Raw genomic sequence first — 17425 nt, forward strand, 5'->3', positions numbered from 1 at the left:
TCGCGCCCGAACAGCATGTGTACTGCGTTCAGCCTATCGCGAAAGCTCTTTCAGCCCGAGCCGGATCAGCCTGGCGCTGTCGCCGCCCTCCCCGCCATTCTTCAATGCGGCAGCTACCGCATTGGCCGCCTGATCGCGTGAATAGCCGAGATTGGTGAGTGCGGAAACGGCATCCGCCACCGGCGCGGATGCGACACCTTCGCCAAGCTCCTGCTTCAATCCTATCGAGGCGGAAGCCTCTCCCGCAAAGGCGGGCGCCTTGTTGCGAAGCTCGGTCACGAGGCGCACCGCCACTTTCGGCCCCACACCGGGCGCACGTGAAATCATCACCTTGTCCTGAAGCGCAATGGCATTGGCCAGTTCGGAGGGCGACAAGGTGGAAAGGACGGCCAAGGCCACTTTCGAACCCACACCCTGCACGCTCTGCAACAGGTTGAACCATTCCCGCTCCAGCGCCGAGAGAAAGCCGAAGAGTTTCAGCTGGTCCTCGCGCACATAGGTTTCGATGAACAGCACCACCGCCTCCCCGACGGAGCCGATTTTCGACAGCGTGCGGGCCGAACAATAGGCGACATAACAAACGCCATGCACATCCACCAGCACGTAATCCGCGCCGATTTCCTCGATGCTGCCTTTCAGTTTTCCGATCATGATGCCGCCCGCTGCAATGAGACTTTATATTAACCGGCCGCCAGTAGCCGCCGCATTCTGTCACCGCCGCGATTATGGGCGTGGCAGATGGCGATGGCGAGCGCGTCCGCTGCATCGTTACCCTTGAATTCGGCCTTCGGCATCAGGATTTTCAGCATCATGTGAATTTGCTGCTTTTCGCCGTGCCCGACACCGATGACGGCTTTTTTGACCGCATTCGGTGCATATTCAAAAACAGGCAATCCCGCCCGTGCCGGAACCAGCATGGCGATGCCGCGCGCCTGACCGAGTTTCAGCGTGGCCACCGCATCCTTGTTCACGAAAGTCTGCTCCACCGCCGCCTCGTCGGGCTGATGGCTGTGCACGATATCGGCCAGCCCGTCATGCAGCTGGCACAGGCGGGAAGCGAGGTCCATATCGCCATCCGATGTCACGGTACCGGACGCAACAAACCGAAGGCTGTTGCCAAGAGTGTCGATGACACCCCATCCGGTGCGACGCAATCCGGGGTCGATGCCGATGATTCGAATCGTCTTTTGCATGAGTTACCTTATCTTTCCGGCTGTGACCCTGCCAGTGATAAGTGAACAAAACGACAACATTCATCAAATTTGCAGTGCAGCATTTACCTCTGCTTAAACCGCGTACCGCATTGTTCCCGCACAAAATCAAAAAAGGGGAGCTGCGGGCATGATGATCCGCAGCATAATATTCAAGCCATATCAGCCATCCGGTGGCGCCATTCATGCTTGGCGTGGGAACTGATCCGGCATTGGGGGCTGCAGCAGCCATGCTGAACCGTTTTCATTCCATATCCACCAAAGTGCTGGTGATTTTCCTTGCACTGATGGCGATCTCGACCGGGGCTCTGACACTTCTCGGTTATCAAAGCAGCAGCGGCGTTCTCGAAGAGCAGGCGTCGAAATCCATGGAAAGCATTCTCGTCTTCCGCGGCGACATGCTTCAGGAGCGCCTTGAACAGCTGAAGACACAGGCGGATTCCATCGCCAAGATCGAATCCCTGCAAATGGCCGTGGTCTCGATGCGCAGCGGCTGGGGCACCGTGCAGAAAAGCTCCGGCGACGCCAAGGCGGAATTGCAGCGCGTCTTCGTCAAGGAAAACCCCTTCACCGACAGGGAAAAGCTGATCAAGCCAGAAAACCCGAGCGGCTTTTATTATTCCACCCATGAGAAGACCCAGACGGATATCGGCGGTTATCTGAAGGAAACACCGTTCAGCGACGTTCTCTTCATCGATCCCGCCGGCACGGTCTATTACTCTTATCTCAAGGGACCAGCTTTCGGAGAAACGATCACGGGCGGCGCCTGGGCGGAAAGCGGCCTTGGCGCTGCATTTGCCCGCGGAGCCGCCAACGCCGAAAAAGCCGTGAACGACGTGGCGCAGACGAGTTTTTCCGGCCTGCGGATCGACGCTGCAACGAATGAAGCCGGCATTTATTATGGCATTCCGGTCGTCAAATTCGGCGCGTTCAAGGGCATTGTCCTCTTCCGCGTCAAGCAGGAGATCTTCAGCCAGATACTCGAAAAAGGCGTTGCCGCCGGCAGCTCCGAAAAATCCGCGATCATTTCTGCCGATGGCAAGGTTCTGGGCGTGGAGGGCGGCAGGCTCGTCAGTCTCGATCCGGTAATCTATGGCTTCCATGGAGAAGCACTGAACGCGGCCGGCATGACGATTGCCAAGATCGACCGGCCGGATGGCGAGGCCAATGCCTATGCGCGGCCTTTCGCTTTCGCCGGTGAAAAATATCTCGCTGTCGAAAGCATGTTGCGCAGCGAGTTGAATGCAGGTTCCATCTCGATTGCCGGCACACTTGCCGTGATCGGCCTTGGCGTTCTGGCCGCCATGTGCGTGGCGACAGCCTTTTTCGCACGGCGGCTGTTCGCGCCGCTGGAAAAGCTTGCCGGGCTGACCGGCGAAGTGGCGGCTGGCAGGCTGGATGCCGAAATCGGCAATCAAGACCGCAACGACGAGATTGGCCGAATGGCGCAGGCACTCGGCAGTTTCCGCGAAAAGCTCATCCTGCAGCGGGAGATGGAGGAGACCGCATCGCGCACGCGGGAGGAAGCCGAAACGGCGCGACGCGCGCATCTTGCCGAGCGCGAAGCCGAGGCCGGCACGCTGCAAATGGTCGTGCGGTCTCTGGATGAAGGTCTGGACCGGCTGGCGAACGGCAATCTCGCCTATCGCATAGACACTGTCTTCCCGGAGGATCTCGAAAGCCTGCGCCATAATTTCAATACGGCGCTTGCCCGACTCAGCGAAACGATGCAGGCCATCGGCGGCAATTCCGCCGCCGTTCGTGGTGGCTCGGAAGAAATGCGGGTGGGAGCGGACCAGCTGGCGGAACGCACGGAACGTCAGGCTGCCTCCATCACCGAGACGGCAAGTGCCATCAAGGCGATCACCGAAGCGGTTCGTGACCAGATCGACCGCGCCGAACAGGCGACAAGGATCGCTCGCGATGCCAGCACGGAAGCCACGGCCTCGAGCCGCGTGATGGAACAGACCATCGCCGCCATGGAGGCGATCCAGACCTCGTCGCGTCAGATCAACCAGATCATCGGCGTCATCGACGAAATCGCCTTCCAGACGAACCTGCTTGCCTTGAATGCGGGTGTCGAGGCCGCCCGTGCGGGCGACGCCGGCAAGGGTTTTGCCGTCGTGGCGCAGGAGGTGCGTGAACTCGCGCAAAGGTCAGCCGCGGCCGCAAAGGAGATCACCAGCCTGCTGAAGCGCTCGACCGACGAGGTTTCCGCGGGCGTGGTGCTGGTCGAAAAGGCCGGCGCTTCGCTGACCGGCATCGGCAAGCATGTGCAGACCATCAGTTCCCGCATCGAGGAGATCATGGAATCCACCCGCGATGAGGCGCACACGCTTGCGGAAATCAACAGTACCGTCACCAGCCTCGACACCATGACCCAGCAGAACGCCGCCATGGTGGAGGAAACGACGGCAGCCATCCACAATCTCGCCTCCGAAGCGGGCGAAATGGATGGCAGGCTCGGACAATTCGTGCTGGCCCCTGACCAGGATGCGCAAGGGTATCGTGAAACCCGGCAATTCCGGCGGGCGGGCTGAGACAGTGAAAGGGGCCTCTTCGGAGGCCCCAATTTTTTTGAACCATCCATCAATTCTATGCGACTTCACTGGTAAATCGGGACACGCGCCTTACATCCGCAACAAAGATTATATTTCTGCAGGAGCGTCGGATGATCCCCTTTTCCATTCTCGACCTTTCGCCCATTGGCGAAGGCGAGAGCGTCAGCGAGGCGCTTGAAAATTCCCGCCGCATGGCGATCAAGGCTGAAGACCATGGCTATAACCGCATCTGGCTGGCGGAACACCATGGGATGCCGGGTATTGCCAGTGCCGCAACCTCGCTCGTCATCGCCCATGTGGGCGCAGCCACGAAACATATCCGGGTCGGCTCGGGTGGCATCATGCTGCCCAACCATTCCCCGCTTGTCATTGCCGAACAGTTCGGCACGCTTGCAGCGCTGCTGCCCGGTCGTGTCGATCTCGGTCTTGGCCGCGCGCCCGGAACCGACATGCGGACGGCAAGGGCACTACGCCGCAACCTCGATGCGGGTGCGGAAAACTTCCCGCAGGATATTATCGAACTCCAGCGCTACCTCGGTCCACCGCAGCAGGATCAGGCGATCTTGGCCGTGCCCGGCATGAATTCGAACGTGCCGCTGTGGCTGCTCGGCTCCAGCACCTACAGCGCGCATCTGGCGGCAGCGCTCGGCCTGCCCTATTCCTTCGCCTCACATTTTGCCCCTGACATGCTGATGGAGGCGATCCATATCTATCGCGAGCGCTTCCAGCCCTCCGAGGTACTGGACAAGCCCTATGTGATGGTGGGTGTGATGGGTGTGGGCGCCGATACGGACGAGGAGGCGCAACATCTCTTCACCTCGTCGCAGCAGCAATTCGTCAATCTGCGCCGCAATGTCCGCACCCCGTTCCCGAAGCCGGTGCACAGCATGGACGGTTACTGGAACGAGATGGAGCGTTTCTCCGTGGAACATACATTGCGTTTCGCCGCCGTCGGCTCGCCCGAAACGATCAGCCGCCATCTTGACGGTTTCCTCGCCGAGACACAGGCGGACGAGCTGATCGTCTCGATGCCGATCCACGACATCGAAAAACGGCTGCGCTCCGTGGAGATTTTCGCCGATGTTCGGACCTCCATCAGGAAGGCCGCCTAAACAAAAAGCCCCGGAGCGACAACGCTACCGGGGCTTTTTTAGAAGATATGAAATGTCAGGCGGAAAGCTTGGCGAGAATTTCTTCGGAAACCTCGAAGTTGGAATAGACGTTCTGCACGTCGTCATCGTCTTCGAGATTGTCGATGAGCTTCATCAGAGACTGCGCCTTTTCCTCATCCACCGGCACCGTGTTCTGCGACTTCCAGATGGCCTTGACGCTTTCGGCTTCACCCAGCACGCCTTCCAGCGCCTTGGAAACCTCGTTCATCGCTTCGAAACCGCAGATGATGGTATGGCCGTCTTCGGTGGTTTCGACATCGTCGGCACCCGCCTCGATAGCCGCTTCCATGACCTTGTCGGCATCGCCGACTTCCGCCTTGTAGGTGATTTCGCCGACACGGTCGAAGGAGAAGGATACGGAACCGGTTTCGCCGAGAGCGCCGCCAGCCTTGGTGAAGATGGAGCGCACGTTGGAAGCGGTACGGTTACGGTTGTCGGTCAGGGCCTCGACGATGACGGCGACGCCGCCCGGACCATAGCCCTCGTAACGGACTTCATCGTAGTTTTCTCCGTCTGCGCCGGAGGCCTTCTTGATGGCACGCTCGATATTGTCTTTCGGCATGGACTGGGCCTTGGCGTTCTGGATTGCCAGACGCAGGCGCGGGTTCATGTTCGGGTCGGGCATGCCCGTCTTTGCCGCAACGGTGATTTCACGCGCAAGCTTGGAAAACATTTTGGACCGTACGGAGTCCTGCTTGCCCTTGCGGTGCATGATGTTCTTGAACTGTGAATGACCAGCCATGGAAAACCTGATTGTCGTAATTTGGAGATTGCGGGCCTTATAAGTGCGATAGGCCCATCGTTCAAGCCCGCAAGCGCTTTCTCTTGCCCGCAAGAATATAAGGAACTGATTTATCCGCTTTTCGTTTTGTTCATGAAAGCGGAAGAGCCGGACATTTTAGCCCTCCCGGTTGCCGCAGCGAACCTGAAGGAGGAAGCACATGGTCAGCCTGACTGAAGCAAGAGAAGCCCCTGCCCGCCAGCTCTGGGACGAGGTCAATTCGGTCCATGCCGGCATGCTCGGCCTCGAGGGCCTGCACAATCATATGCAGCCAATGGCACCGCACGCCGACCCCAAGACCAACACGATATGGTTTTTCTCCAAGAAGGATACCGATCTGGTCAAAACGCTGAAACCGGGTTCGCGGGCGCATTTTTGCCTCGTTGGCAAGGACCATGATTATCACGCCTGCCTTTCGGGTGTGCTTGAGGCGCGTGACGACAAGGCAAAGATCGAGGAATACTGGAACTCCGTTACCGCCGCCTGGTACGAACATGGAAAATCCGATCCGCAATTGACGATGCTGGCGCTTCACGTTGACGATGCCGAAATCTGGGCCTCGACCGACAGCACGCTTAAATTCGGCTGGGAAATCGCCAAGGCCAATATGTCCGACGACAAGACACCGGATGTCGGCGTGCGCCAGCACCTCGCCTTCGCCTGATAACGGGCTCCCCCGCATTCCCCGCCGGCCCCTCTATTGCATGCCTTTTGGCACCAGTATCTGCGGCTGGCGGGGAAGATTTCTCATTGAGACCCGGATGATCGGATCGCTCGCATAGGCAATCCGGAAACTTGCACCAAACATCGTGAGAAACTGCTCCAGCGGCGCACCGGTGCGGTGCATCGGCAAGATCAGCGCGGAACGAAGGCGCTTGACCACGCGGCTCATGCTGTCGGCGCCCATCGTCAGCCCACCATCAACAGGCACCATCAGTACATCCAGACGGCCTATCTCGGCATAGTGCGTATCCGTCAACTCATGATGCAAATGGCCGAGATGACCAATGCACAGCCCCGCGACCTCGAAGATGAAGATGGAATTGCCGTTTTCCTGAAAGGATTCGTAATCGCCCCAGCGGTTGCGGATGTCGGTCGCGACATTGCGGATATAGACATCGTCCACGAGAACCTTGTGTTCGGCCTTTTCCCCCGGCGTATCGCTCCAGCCATGCAATACATATTGAATCGCCGGGTCGGGATTGAGGGTGAAATGCGTCGAATGAGCCCGGTTCATCGTCACCACAGTCGGCGTGACGGGCGGACGATAAACGCCGTTATAATCGGTGGCGATCGTCACGCCGCCGGGGCTTTCGATGAGATAGGTGGAATGGCCGATGAAGCTGATCTTCACCTCTTCCTTCGCCGTCGCCTGCGCCAGCTGAACACTTGGCTGATTGAGGGGCGGTTCGAAGCTCGCGAACATGACGCCGGGTATGTTGCGGGCGATCGCCTGGCACTGGCTGACTGGAGGACGGTTTTCCGTTTGGGCAAAGGTCGCTCCCGCACAGGTGAGCAGACCCGTTATTGCAAGCATAAGCACACGCAGCATCATGCCACTCCCCTGAACTTGCGAAGGTTGAGAGGATGAGACAGGTTTTGCCGGGCGTCCAGTTTCAAGAACGGCGGGACGCTCACAATCTCGTCATTGTGAACGTCTCAAGGGGGCCTGTTAAGCCCAGAAGGACGGGAGGGTTTCGGCAAGCCTCGGGCCGATGCGCAGCGGTGCGATCTTTTCCGCAAGGCCGGTGCGATCCGATATCTCGACTCCCACGCCGCAGATTGTCGCAGGCCCGCTGGCCGCCTCGAAGCGGCCCTTCGGCATTTTGGAAATGAAGCGGTTGATCGGCTCTTCCTTCTCCATGCCAAGCGAACTGTCATAATCGCCACACATGCCGGCATCCGACATATAGGCGGTTCCGCCGTTCAATATCTGCGCGTCGGCGGTCGGAACATGGGTATGAGTGCCGACAACGAAGCTTGCGCGCCCATCGACGAAATGGCCGAAACACTGTTTTTCGCTGGTTGCCTCGGCGTGGAAATCGAAAATGATGGCGTCAGCCTGCTCTTTCAGCGGGCAGGCAGCGAGAATGTTTTCTGCCGACTTGAAGGGATCGTCCAGTTCCGGATGCATGAACACGCGGCCCATGATGTTGGCGACGAGCACGCGCGCGCCGTTGCGGGCATAAAAGATGCCGGAGCCCTTGCCCGGCGTGCCATCGGGATAATTGGCGGGCCGCAGGAACTGATCGTGGCGCTCGCAGAAGGAAACCGCCTCTTTCTGATCCCAGACATGATTGCCTGTCGTCACCACATCGGCGCCGGCATTGATGGTTTCGAGATAGATATCCTCGGTGATGCCGAAACCGCCGGCGGCGTTTTCACCGTTGACGATGACGAAATCAAGCTTCAGATCGGAAATCAGCCCCGGCAGCCTGTCCCAGACCGCCGTGCGTCCGGTCTTGCCAACCATGTCTCCGAGAAAAAGAAGTCTCATTCACCGCCCCGTTTTGCGTATGTTCTTTGGATTTCGTCCCTCTAGCGGGTAATCCGTCTTTTAAAAAGTGCTAAAGCACCGTTTACCCATTATCTGGCATCAACCGCTGGCCGGAAAACCAGCGCAGGCCGCTCTCCGTCAGAACAGCATGAAGCGGCACATCGTGGGGCTCTGCCGGCACCGACGGCACTTCCTGACAGTCAAAGGCGACGCCGATGAGAATGGGAAACCGACCCTTGCCATGCAATCTCGCAATGGCGCGGTCATAGTGTCCCGCGCCATAACCGATCCGCTGGCCCTGCCCGTCAAAAACAGATAGCGGCACGAGTAGAATATCCGGATCGAGAACCGCCGCACCCTCCCCCGGGCCGGTCGTGCCGAAGCCGCTCTTCACCAGCGGCGTGTCCGCCTCGAAGGCACGAAAGACGATGGTTTCACGGTCAAGCACAACGGGGAGAACGAGACGCCCGCCCCTTGTCCGCAACGCTTCCATGAGCAATCGGGTATCGACCTCAGAGCGGATCGGCATAAAGCCGGAAATCAAGGTGCCCGGCGCAAAGGGAATGCCAGAGGCACCGTGAGCCGTTATAGACTGGCTCTTCTGCTGCCGCTCGGCCGGTGTCAGGGCGTCGCGCGCGGCAAGCCTTTCGCCGCGCAGTCTCGCTTTTTCGGCAATGTCGCCGGACATCAGGCGGCCCGGCTCACAAGCACCTTGTCGATACGGTGTCCGTCGAGATCGATAACCTCGAAACGCCAGCCGTTGCGGGTGACATGTTCGCCCAGTTCCGGCAGGCGACGGAATTCGTCCAGAACCAGACCGGCAACGGTTTCGAACTCTGCATCCTCGTCGATCTGAAAGCCCATGCGATAGGCAAACTCATCGGCCGGCATCCAGCCGGCAACGAGGAACGAACCGTCTTCGCGCTCGACCATGGCAGGCTCTTCGTCATTATCTTCCTGGAAGGCACCGGTGATGGCCTCCAGAACGTCGCCGGAACTGACGATACCTTCGAAGTGACCGTACTCGTCGTATACCAGCACCATATGCACGGTGGAACGGCGCAGCGACTGAATGACGTCCACGGCGCTCGTCAGATCCGAGACCACAGGAACTTCACGCAGAAGTTCGCGGACATTCAGTTCTTTTCCGGATGCCAGCGCATCGAAAGCGTCCTTGGCGAAAAGCACGCCCAGAATCTCATCCGAGGCGCCGTTGCGCACGGGCAGACGGGAACGCTGCGTCTCGCGAAGCTGCACGCGGATTTCTTCCGCGCTGTCTTCGATATCGACCACTTCCACATCGCGGCGCGGCGTCATCAGGCCGCGCGCGTTACGGTCGGCAAGGCGCATGACGCTGGTGATCATCGCCGACTCCTCGGTCTCGATCACGCCGGCACTGTGGGCCTCCGCCAGAACCGTGCGAATTTCATCGTCGGTTACCGATGCATTGGACTCGCCGCTATGGCCGAGAAGGGCGAGAACCGTCTTACCGGATTTGTCGAGTAGCCACACCAGAGGCGCACCGACCCTCGAAAGCAGCATCATGGTGGGCGCGACGCGGGCGGCCACCTTTTCCGGATCGCGCAACGCGATCTGCTTGGGCACAAGCTCGCCGACGATCAGCGACAGATAGGTGATGGCGACAACCACCGAACCGACGCCAAGCGCATCGGCGGCGCGGTCGGGAATGCCCTGTTCCAGAAGCCAGGCAGTGAAACGGGCGCCGAGCGTGGCGCCGGAAAAAGCACCGGAAAGGACGCCGACCAGCGTGATGCCGATCTGCACCGTGGAAAGGAAGCGTCCTGGATTTTCGGAAAGGCTGAGCGCCATTGTGGCGCCCTTGCTGCCCTGGGAGGCAAGCACCTTGAGCCTCGCCGGTCTGGAGGAGACAACGGCAAGCTCGGACATGGCAAGCACACCGTTCAATACGGTGAGCAGAACCACGATCATAATTTCAGTAAACAAGTTTAGCTCTTTGGGCTGTTGAACGGCACGTCGCGGTTTTGGCCGCAGCGCCCTTTCTGTAAAAGGGCATGACAGACATACCAATCCGGATAATAGGGAATTGTTCCGCCAATGCAATGATGGCGGGATAAAAAAGCCGAGCCCGGCAGCAATGAAAATAACTGTCGACTATATCAGGGTCAGGGAAGAGCCGGGGTTAACCCGGAACTTCAAGCGCGATCCACGGCGACCGATGGAGATTTACGATCCTGGGTGCCTACAAAAGTAGGTGGGCACCGTGTGTCCAGCCCCACGGGACTGGCCAGGGACAGCTCCCTTTGGATCGAGTATGGCCCCAGGGATTGTGGTTCCTGTCGGGAAGCGCAGAACGCGCTACAGATATAAGACGTATCGAACCAAACCACCAGAGGGCCGGCAGCGAAATTTTGCCGGCGCAAAGCTTCTCTGGCGATCAATGCGCCGCAGGCTTCGGCCGCGCCAGCAATTTTTCCGTAATGCCGTTCAGGCGGTCGGCCAGATCGCCGATGGCGAGCGCCACCATCTCGTCCGATTTCGCCCTGTGCTCGGCCATGCCGTCGCGGTTGCGGGAAAGGGAGGTGACTTCGCCCTCCAGTTTCTCGAGCTTGCGATTGATCTCGGAAAGCTCGTCCATCACCATGATGCCCGCCATGACGGTGAGCCTGAGATCGCCGATTTCGCCGAACTGGCTCTTGAGATGTCCGACGTAACGGTCAAAGCGGGTGGCAAGATCGGTCAGGTGGTCTTCCTGTCCCGCTTCGCACGCCATGCGATAGGCCTTGCCGTCGATCATAACAGTAACTTGCGCCATGAAACCGCTCCTATCGATCCAGCACCGCGCGGATCGTCTCCATCGCCGTCACCAGACGGCGGGAAACCTCGCGGTTGACTTCCTCAAGACGGTTGGCGCGAAATTCGGCCTGATCAAGCTCATGCGCGAGCCTGGCGCGGTCGACATGGACCCGCTTGACCTCGTTATCGATCTCGCCCGTCTCCCTTTGCCGTTCGATACGCATATCGATGGCATTTTCGAGATTTGTGATGGCAGCACTCAGCTCCGTCAGCGCAGATTGTACGGTCTTCTCAGCCGACATCGTTTTTTCCAACTTGCAAGCAACCGGCCGAATCGTCCGGTTTCAGGCCTTTTCAACAATCACGAGGTTATTACCCGATTTATCATCCAGTCAATCAAACCAGTGCATTGAGGCGTTTTGCTCTGTGGATGAACGAGGAAGCCTCGGCACATATCGCGCAGATTTTGTCCGGACACCCGATTTTCTAAACGATTTTTATCTTCGACAGAACCGCAAACGCCCGTGGATTTATTGACTTGCCTGCCTCACCTGCTATGGATCAACCCGCTTTTTGGATAGTTGCGTAAAACTATCTCCTTTCACCCGGAAACAGACGGAAAAGCCATGATTTCTCGCGACAAACACAACCGGATGGCAAATGCGATCCGCTTTCTTGCCATGGATGCAGTGGAGAAGGCCAATTCCGGCCATCCCGGTCTGCCGATGGGCGCCGCTGATGTCGCCACCGTTCTCTTCACCCGTTACCTGAAATTCGATCCCAAGGCTCCGCTGTGGGCGGATCGCGACCGCTTCGTGCTGTCGGCGGGTCATGGTTCGATGCTTCTTTACTCGCTGCTCTATTTGACGGGCTACGAGGATATGACGATCGACGAGATCAAGCGCTTCCGTCAATTCGGGTCCAAGACCGCCGGCCATCCGGAATATGGCCACGCCACGGGCATCGAGACGACCACCGGTCCGCTCGGCCAGGGCATCGCCAACGCCGTCGGCATGGCAATCGCCGAACGCAAGCTGGAAGAGGAGTTCGGCTCCGACCTGCAGAGCCACTTCACTTACGTGCTGTGCGGTGACGGCTGCCTCATGGAAGGCATCAGCCACGAAGCCATCGCGCTTGCCGGCCACCTGAAGCTCAACAAGCTCGTTCTGTTCTGGGATGACAACAACATCACCATCGACGGTGAGGTGGGTCTTTCCGACAGCACCGACCAGATCGCCCGCTTCAACGCCGTTCACTGGAACACAATCCGCGTCGACGGCCACGATCCGGACGCGATTGCAGCCGCCATCGAAGCCGCGCAGAAATCCGACCGCCCGACCTTCATCGCCTGCAAGACCGTGATCGGTTTCGGCGCGCCCAACAAGCAGGGCACCCACAAGGTTCATGGCAACCCGCTCGGCGCCGAAGAAATCGCCGCTGCGCGCAAGAGCCTCAACTGGGAAGCCGAAGCTTTCGTCATTCCGGAAGACGTGCTGGATGCATGGCGTCTCGCCGGCCTGCGCTCCACCAAGACCCGCCAGGACTGGGAAGCCCGCCTCGAAGCCGCTGAAGCCGGCAAGAAGGCCGAGTTCAAGCGCCGTTTCGCCGGCGACCTGCCCGGCAACTTCGACAGCTCCATCGATGCCTTCAAGAAGAAGATCATCGAAAACAACCCGACGGTTGCCACCCGCAAGGCGTCGGAAGACTCGCTCGAAGTCATCAACGGCGTCCTGCCGGAAATGATCGGCGGTTCAGCTGACTTGACGCCGTCCAACAACACCAAGACCAGCCAGATGAAGTCCATCACGCCGACGGATTTCTCCGGTCGTTACCTGCATTACGGCATCCGCGAGCACGGCATGGCGGCGGCGATGAACGGCATCGCCCTGCATGGCGGTCTCATTCCCTATGCCGGCGGCTTCCTGATCTTCTCGGATTATTGCCGTCCGTCGATCCGCCTTGCCGCACTCATGGGTATCCGCGTCGTCCATGTTCTGACGCATGATTCCATCGGCGTTGGCGAAGACGGCCCGACCCACCAGCCGGTCGAGCAGATCGCAGCGCTGCGCGCCATTCCGAACCTTCTCGTCTTCCGCCCGGCGGATGAAACCGAGACGGCGGAATGCTGGCAGCTGGCTCTCGAGCAGAAGCATCGTCCGTCTGCTCTAGCGCTTACCCGCCAGAACCTTGCGCCCTCGCGCAAGGAATATGAAGAAAAGAACCTCTCCGCTTACGGCGCTTACGAACTCGTCTCCGCCAGTGACGCCAAGGTTTCGATCTTCGCATCGGGTTCGGAAGTCGAAGTGGCGCTCAAGGCAGCCGCAACGCTGAAGGACAACGGCGTTTCCGCCCGCGTCGTCTCCGTTCCCTGCTTCGAACTCTTCAAGGAACAGCCGGAAACCTATCGCAACGCCATCATCGGCAAGGCGCCGGTCAAGATCGCGGTGGAAGCCGCCATCCGCCAGGGCTGGGATTACTTCATCGGCTCCGACGGCGCATTCGTCGGCATGCATTCCTTCGGTGCGTCTGCACCGGCGAAGGATCTCTTCAAGCACTTCGGCATCACGGCGGAAGCCGTTGTCGCCGCAGTCGAGGCAAAACTCGCGTGAGGACCCCAAGCCCTCACCATTCAAGCAAAGACCAAGCCCATATCTTGATCGGGAGACTGTAAATGACTGTAAAAGTTGCCATTAACGGCTTCGGCCGCATCGGCCGCAATGTTCTGCGCGCCATCGTCGAATCCGGCCGCACCGATATCGAAGTCGTTGCCATCAACGACCTCGGCCCGGTTGAAACCAACGCGCACCTGCTGCGCTACGATTCGATCCACGGCAAGTTCCCGGCCGAGGTGAAGGTCGAAGGCGACACGATCATCGTTGGCGGCGGCAAGCCGATCAAGGTGACGGCTGTTCGCGATCCCGCAACGCTGCCGCACAAGGAACTCGGCGTGGATATCGCGCTCGAATGCACGGGCATCTTCACCGCCCGCGACAAGGCTGCCGCGCACCTGACCGCCGGCGCAAAGCGCGTCATCGTGTCCGCTCCGGCTGACGGTGCAGACCTCACGGTCGTCTTCGGCGTCAATGACGACCAGCTGACGAAGGACCACCTGGTCATTTCCAACGCATCCTGCACCACCAACTGCCTCGTGCCGGTTGTGAAGGTTCTCGATGACGTCGTTGGCATCGACCATGGTTTCATGACCACGATCCACTCCTATACGGGCGATCAGCCGACGCTGGACACCATGCACAAGGATCTGTACCGCGCCCGCGCCGCAGCCCTGTCCATGATCCCGACCTCGACCGGTGCAGCCAAGGCCGTTGGCCTCGTTCTGCCGCACCTCAAGGGCAAGCTGGACGGCACGTCGATCCGCGTTCCGACCCCGAACGTTTCGGTTGTCGACTTCAAGTTCATCGCCAAGCGCGACACGACGGTTGAGGAAATCAACGAAGCGATCAAGTCCGCTTCCAACGGCAAGCTGAAGGGCATTCTCGGCTATACCGAAGAGCCGCTGGTTTCCCGCGACTTCAACCATGACAGCCATTCCTCGATCTTCGCGATCGACCAGACCAAGGTCATGGAAGGCAAGTTCGTGCGCGTCCTGTCCTGGTACGACAATGAGTGGGGCTTCTCCAACCGCATGTCGGATACGGCCGTCGCCTTCGCGAAGACCATCTAAGCAAATATCACTTTCGTAAAAACCGGCAGGAGCGATCCTGCCGGTTTTTGTTTGCCTGAAAAATGCCGGCGGGAATGAGGGATCCCGCCGGCATCGATCCAGAAGCAAGGCGGGGCGCTTCGGATCGAAACAATCACCGGCGGAGAGACGATGCGGCCGTCCCTCAACCAGTACGGGGCACGCGCATCCGTCATTTTCTGTTGTTGATAATGACCGGGCCGGAATTCCCGGCGCTGCTCCAGATCGTATCGAAAGTCTGTTGCCGCAAATCACTTTGCTGCATGGAGAGCTTCATCATGCAGTCGGCAAAATCCCGAGAACCTTCAGGGTAGCCAAAGACGCGACAACGCTCGCGTTGAGCAGCCATATTTTCGGCCGTCTGTTCCGTGCTTGAGCAACCCGAAACTATCGAGCCCGCCACCAGCACCATAATAAATCCAGTAATATTTATCCGCTTCATCCGATCGCTCCGGTAGTGTTGAAAAGCAATTCGGACGAGAGAAATAACGCCGCTGCATTGTCTCTATGTTACGTCGAAACCCGGGCGCCTGAATTGTTTCGGCGGAGCATATTTCGCGTTGCGCGCCTTGGATTTTTTCGCTCATACGCCGAAAAAATTCCCATTTCCTGCCTTTGTCTGGTCCATTTTGAAACGGACAAGAAGAACAGGGATAACGGTCGTGCGCAATGCACTTCGGCCCTGCCGTATCATTCGATACACCCCGCCTTGCGTCGCCTTTCAACGCCAGCAGAAACAGCGCTGACAGACCGCAACCCGTGGCGCATTGACTGCAGACGCGCAGAGCATTCATTGCGCCACGGGTTGCGGTCTATCAACGCGGTTTGAATGAGGCGGTGGACGTGGAATCATTTTATATTCTGTTGCTGGTGGCAACTGTTCTGGTTCTCGTCGCCGCCTTTTCGAGCCTTATCGCCTTCCGGTTCGGCGCGCCCCTCCTTCTGCTTTTCCTGATGATCGGCCTTGGGGCTGGTGTGGATGGCCTCGGCATCGAATTTACCAACAATCCGCTGGCCTATATGCTTGGCTCGCTCGTGCTTGCCGTTATCCTCTTCGATTCCGGGTTCGGCACGTCCATCCAGTCCTTCCGGCTTTCCGCAGCACCCGCCGTCGCTCTCGCCACAGTCGGCGTCATCCTCACATCCGTCTTTTTTGCCGGCGCGGCGGCCCTGCTGCTCGGGCTTTCCTGGTTGGAAGGCCTGCTGCTCGGCGCCATCGTCGCCTCCACGGATGCGGCGGCCGTGTTCTTCCTGCTGCGCATCGGCGGCATCCATATCCGCGATCAGGTGCGTTCGACGCTGGAAGTCGAATCCGGCACCAACGATCCGATGGCGATCTTCCTTACCATCGCCCTGGTCGAAATCATCGCCAAGGGCCAGGGGCTGGCCGGCATCGATAGCGGCTTTCTGCTGCTTTTCATTGAGCAGATGGGGCTTGGCGTGATCTTCGGCCTGCTCGGCGGCGTCATGATCGCCACCGTCGTCAATCGGTTCGCCGCCGACCGCGGGCTTGCGCCGATCTTCGTGCTGGCGCTGGCGCTGCTCGTCTTCTCCTTCACCGGCACAATTGGCGGCAGCGGTTTTCTGGCGGTCTATGTGGCAGGCATCGTTGCCGGCAACCGCCGGATCTTCGCCAAGGAAACCATTCGCCGTTTCCATGAGGGCCTGACCTGGCTTGCCCAGATCATCATGTTCCTGATGCTCGGCCTGCTCGCCACCCCGTCGCAATTTCCGGCAATCGCCATTCCGGCCGTGCTGCTCGCGCTTTTCCTGATCTTCGTCGCCCGCCCGCTCGCGGTATGGCTCAGCCTCATGCCCTTCAACTATACACAGCAGGAAACATCCTTCGTGGCCTGGGTGGGCCTGCGCGGCGCGGTTTCCATCCTGCTCGCCATCATGCCCATTCTCGGCGGGCTTGATGATGCGCAGATCTATTTCAACGCCGCCTTCATCATCGTGCTGGTGTCGCTGCTGGTGCAGGGCTGGACCATCAAGCCGGTAGCGACGAAACTCGGACTGATCGTGCCGCCGCGCATGGGCGAGGTGGACAAGCTGGAAGTCGATCTACCCGGCACTGCCAATCACGAACTGATCTCCTACCGGGTCGCCAAGGGTAGCGCCATCATGCAGGGCGAGCGCATTCCGCGCTGGGCCATGCCTTCGCTGGTGGTGCGCGACGGCAAATCGATCCGCTACCAATATGCCGGGCGGCTGCGGGAGAACGATCTCGTCTACCTCTTCATCGCGCCCGGCTATTCCCGCCTGATCGACCGGCTGTTCGCCAGCGCCCTGCCGGTTGCCGATGACGACGCCGATTTCTTCGGCACTTTCGCGATCTCGCCCGCCCGCCCGGCAAAGGAACTGGACGCAGCCTATGGCCCCGGCCTGCTTTCGCCCGCCGAGCAGGCGATGAGCGTCGCGGAACTCATCGAGGCGCGCCTTGCCGGAAAGGCCGACTACGCCGACCGCGTGCGCCTTGGCTCCATCGTGCTGATCGTTCGCACACTGGACGAGCACGAGGCGATAACGGGTGTGGGCATCTCCCTCGAGCCGGTGGAGCCGGCCACCAGCCTGCCCATCTTCATCAGCTTTTCAGAAATCCTCAACCGTGTACGCAACCATCTGGCAGAGAAGCGCCAGCCACGCTCCGCCAGCATTGAAGAAAGCGCCCCCGCCGCTGCGAATACAGTGAGAGAAAATGAGGCCTGACCGGCTTGCGTCGTCAATC

At 59.4% G+C, this 17425-nt stretch carries 16 protein-coding genes and 1 other RNA gene; 6 read left to right on the forward strand and 11 right to left on the reverse strand.

Translation table 11 applies throughout. The features are described 5' to 3' along the window. Nucleotides 1-33 precede the first annotated feature (33 nt). Complete coding sequence (ruvA, locus tag FY152_18060) at nt 34-651, reverse strand: Holliday junction branch migration protein RuvA (protein ID UXS34060.1); 618 nt, start codon at nt 649-651, stop codon at nt 34-36. 29 nt (nt 652-680) lie between these two features. Next, the gene (ruvC, locus tag FY152_18065) at nt 681-1193 is read right to left on the reverse strand and encodes a crossover junction endodeoxyribonuclease RuvC (GenBank protein ID UXS34061.1); all 513 of its coding nucleotides are present in this window, start codon (nt 1191-1193) and stop codon (nt 681-683) included. A gap of 248 nt (nt 1194-1441) precedes the next feature. Between ruvC and FY152_18070 the strand changes: the two genes are divergently transcribed. Both FY152_18070 and FY152_18075 read left to right on the forward strand, forming a co-directional pair. Further along, complete coding sequence (locus tag FY152_18070; GenBank protein ID UXS35103.1) at nt 1442-3751, forward strand: methyl-accepting chemotaxis protein; 2310 nt, start codon at nt 1442-1444, stop codon at nt 3749-3751. A gap of 131 nt (nt 3752-3882) precedes the next feature. Continuing rightward, nucleotides 3883-4884, forward strand: coding sequence for an LLM class flavin-dependent oxidoreductase (locus FY152_18075; protein ID UXS34062.1), 1002 nt, complete (start codon nt 3883-3885; stop codon nt 4882-4884). Nucleotides 4885-4939: 55 nt separating this feature from the next. Here the strand turns inward: FY152_18075 and FY152_18080 are convergent, their stop codons facing one another. Next, entirely contained in the window at nt 4940-5686 is a 747-nt protein-coding gene (locus tag FY152_18080) for a YebC/PmpR family DNA-binding transcriptional regulator (protein UXS34063.1), read from the reverse strand. A 199-nt stretch (nt 5687-5885) separates the two neighbouring features. Between FY152_18080 and FY152_18085 the strand changes: the two genes are divergently transcribed. Then, nucleotides 5886-6389 (forward strand): pyridoxamine 5'-phosphate oxidase family protein, encoded by a 504-nt coding sequence (locus FY152_18085; protein UXS34064.1) that lies wholly within the window; start codon nt 5886-5888, stop codon nt 6387-6389. A 33-nt stretch (nt 6390-6422) separates the two neighbouring features. On the opposite strand, the gene FY152_18090 is transcribed toward FY152_18085, so the two are convergent. The 7 genes from FY152_18090 to FY152_18120 all read right to left on the reverse strand — a co-directional run bounded on the left by FY152_18090 (nt 6423) and on the right by FY152_18120 (nt 11299). Further along, nucleotides 6423-7280: an MBL fold metallo-hydrolase gene (locus FY152_18090; GenBank protein ID UXS34065.1), complete on the reverse strand. Its 858-nt coding sequence runs from the start codon at nt 7278-7280 to the stop codon at nt 6423-6425. A 117-nt stretch (nt 7281-7397) separates the two neighbouring features. Then, complete coding sequence (locus FY152_18095) at nt 7398-8222, reverse strand: TIGR00282 family metallophosphoesterase (protein ID UXS34066.1); 825 nt, start codon at nt 8220-8222, stop codon at nt 7398-7400. An 82-nt stretch (nt 8223-8304) separates the two neighbouring features. Further along, on the reverse strand, nt 8305-8910 hold the full coding sequence (locus FY152_18100) for a 5-formyltetrahydrofolate cyclo-ligase (GenBank protein ID UXS34067.1): 606 nt from the start codon (nt 8908-8910) through the stop codon (nt 8305-8307). Beyond that, nucleotides 8910-10172 carry an HlyC/CorC family transporter gene (locus tag FY152_18105; protein UXS35104.1) on the reverse strand — a complete coding sequence of 421 codons (1263 nt, stop codon included), beginning with the start codon at nt 10170-10172 and terminating at the stop codon, nt 8910-8912. The genes FY152_18100 and FY152_18105 overlap by 1 nt, the downstream gene beginning before the upstream one ends. A 228-nt stretch (nt 10173-10400) precedes the next feature. After that, nucleotides 10401-10559: non-coding RNA, 6S RNA (gene ssrS / locus FY152_18110), on the reverse strand. Nucleotides 10560-10638: 79 nt separating this feature from the next. Continuing rightward, nucleotides 10639-11016, reverse strand: coding sequence for a cell division protein ZapA (locus tag FY152_18115; protein ID UXS34068.1), 378 nt, complete (start codon nt 11014-11016; stop codon nt 10639-10641). Nucleotides 11017-11026: 10 nt separating this feature from the next. Next, nucleotides 11027-11299 carry a DUF4164 domain-containing protein gene (locus tag FY152_18120; GenBank protein ID UXS34069.1) on the reverse strand — a complete coding sequence of 91 codons (273 nt, stop codon included), beginning with the start codon at nt 11297-11299 and terminating at the stop codon, nt 11027-11029. Nucleotides 11300-11623: 324 nt separating this feature from the next. On the opposite strand from FY152_18120, the gene tkt reads away from it, so the two are divergent. Next, nucleotides 11624-13606: a transketolase gene (tkt, locus tag FY152_18125; protein UXS34070.1), complete on the forward strand. Its 1983-nt coding sequence runs from the start codon at nt 11624-11626 to the stop codon at nt 13604-13606. Between the two features lie 62 nt (nt 13607-13668). Then, nucleotides 13669-14679 carry a type I glyceraldehyde-3-phosphate dehydrogenase gene (gene gap / locus FY152_18130; GenBank protein ID UXS34071.1) on the forward strand — a complete coding sequence of 337 codons (1011 nt, stop codon included), beginning with the start codon at nt 13669-13671 and terminating at the stop codon, nt 14677-14679. A 190-nt stretch (nt 14680-14869) separates the two neighbouring features. Here the strand turns inward: gap and FY152_18135 are convergent, their stop codons facing one another. Next, nucleotides 14870-15139 (reverse strand): hypothetical protein, encoded by a 270-nt coding sequence (locus tag FY152_18135; GenBank protein ID UXS34072.1) that lies wholly within the window; start codon nt 15137-15139, stop codon nt 14870-14872. A 401-nt stretch (nt 15140-15540) separates the two neighbouring features. Here FY152_18135 and FY152_18140 point away from each other — a divergent pair, with 401 nt between their 5' ends. Next, entirely contained in the window at nt 15541-17406 is a 1866-nt protein-coding gene (locus FY152_18140) for a potassium/proton antiporter (GenBank protein UXS34073.1), read from the forward strand. The last annotated feature ends 19 nt before the right edge of the window (nt 17407-17425 follow it).

Origin of the sequence: Agrobacterium tumefaciens (genome assembly GCA_025560025.1) — a bacterium.
GTDB lineage: Bacteria > Pseudomonadota > Alphaproteobacteria > Rhizobiales > Rhizobiaceae > Agrobacterium.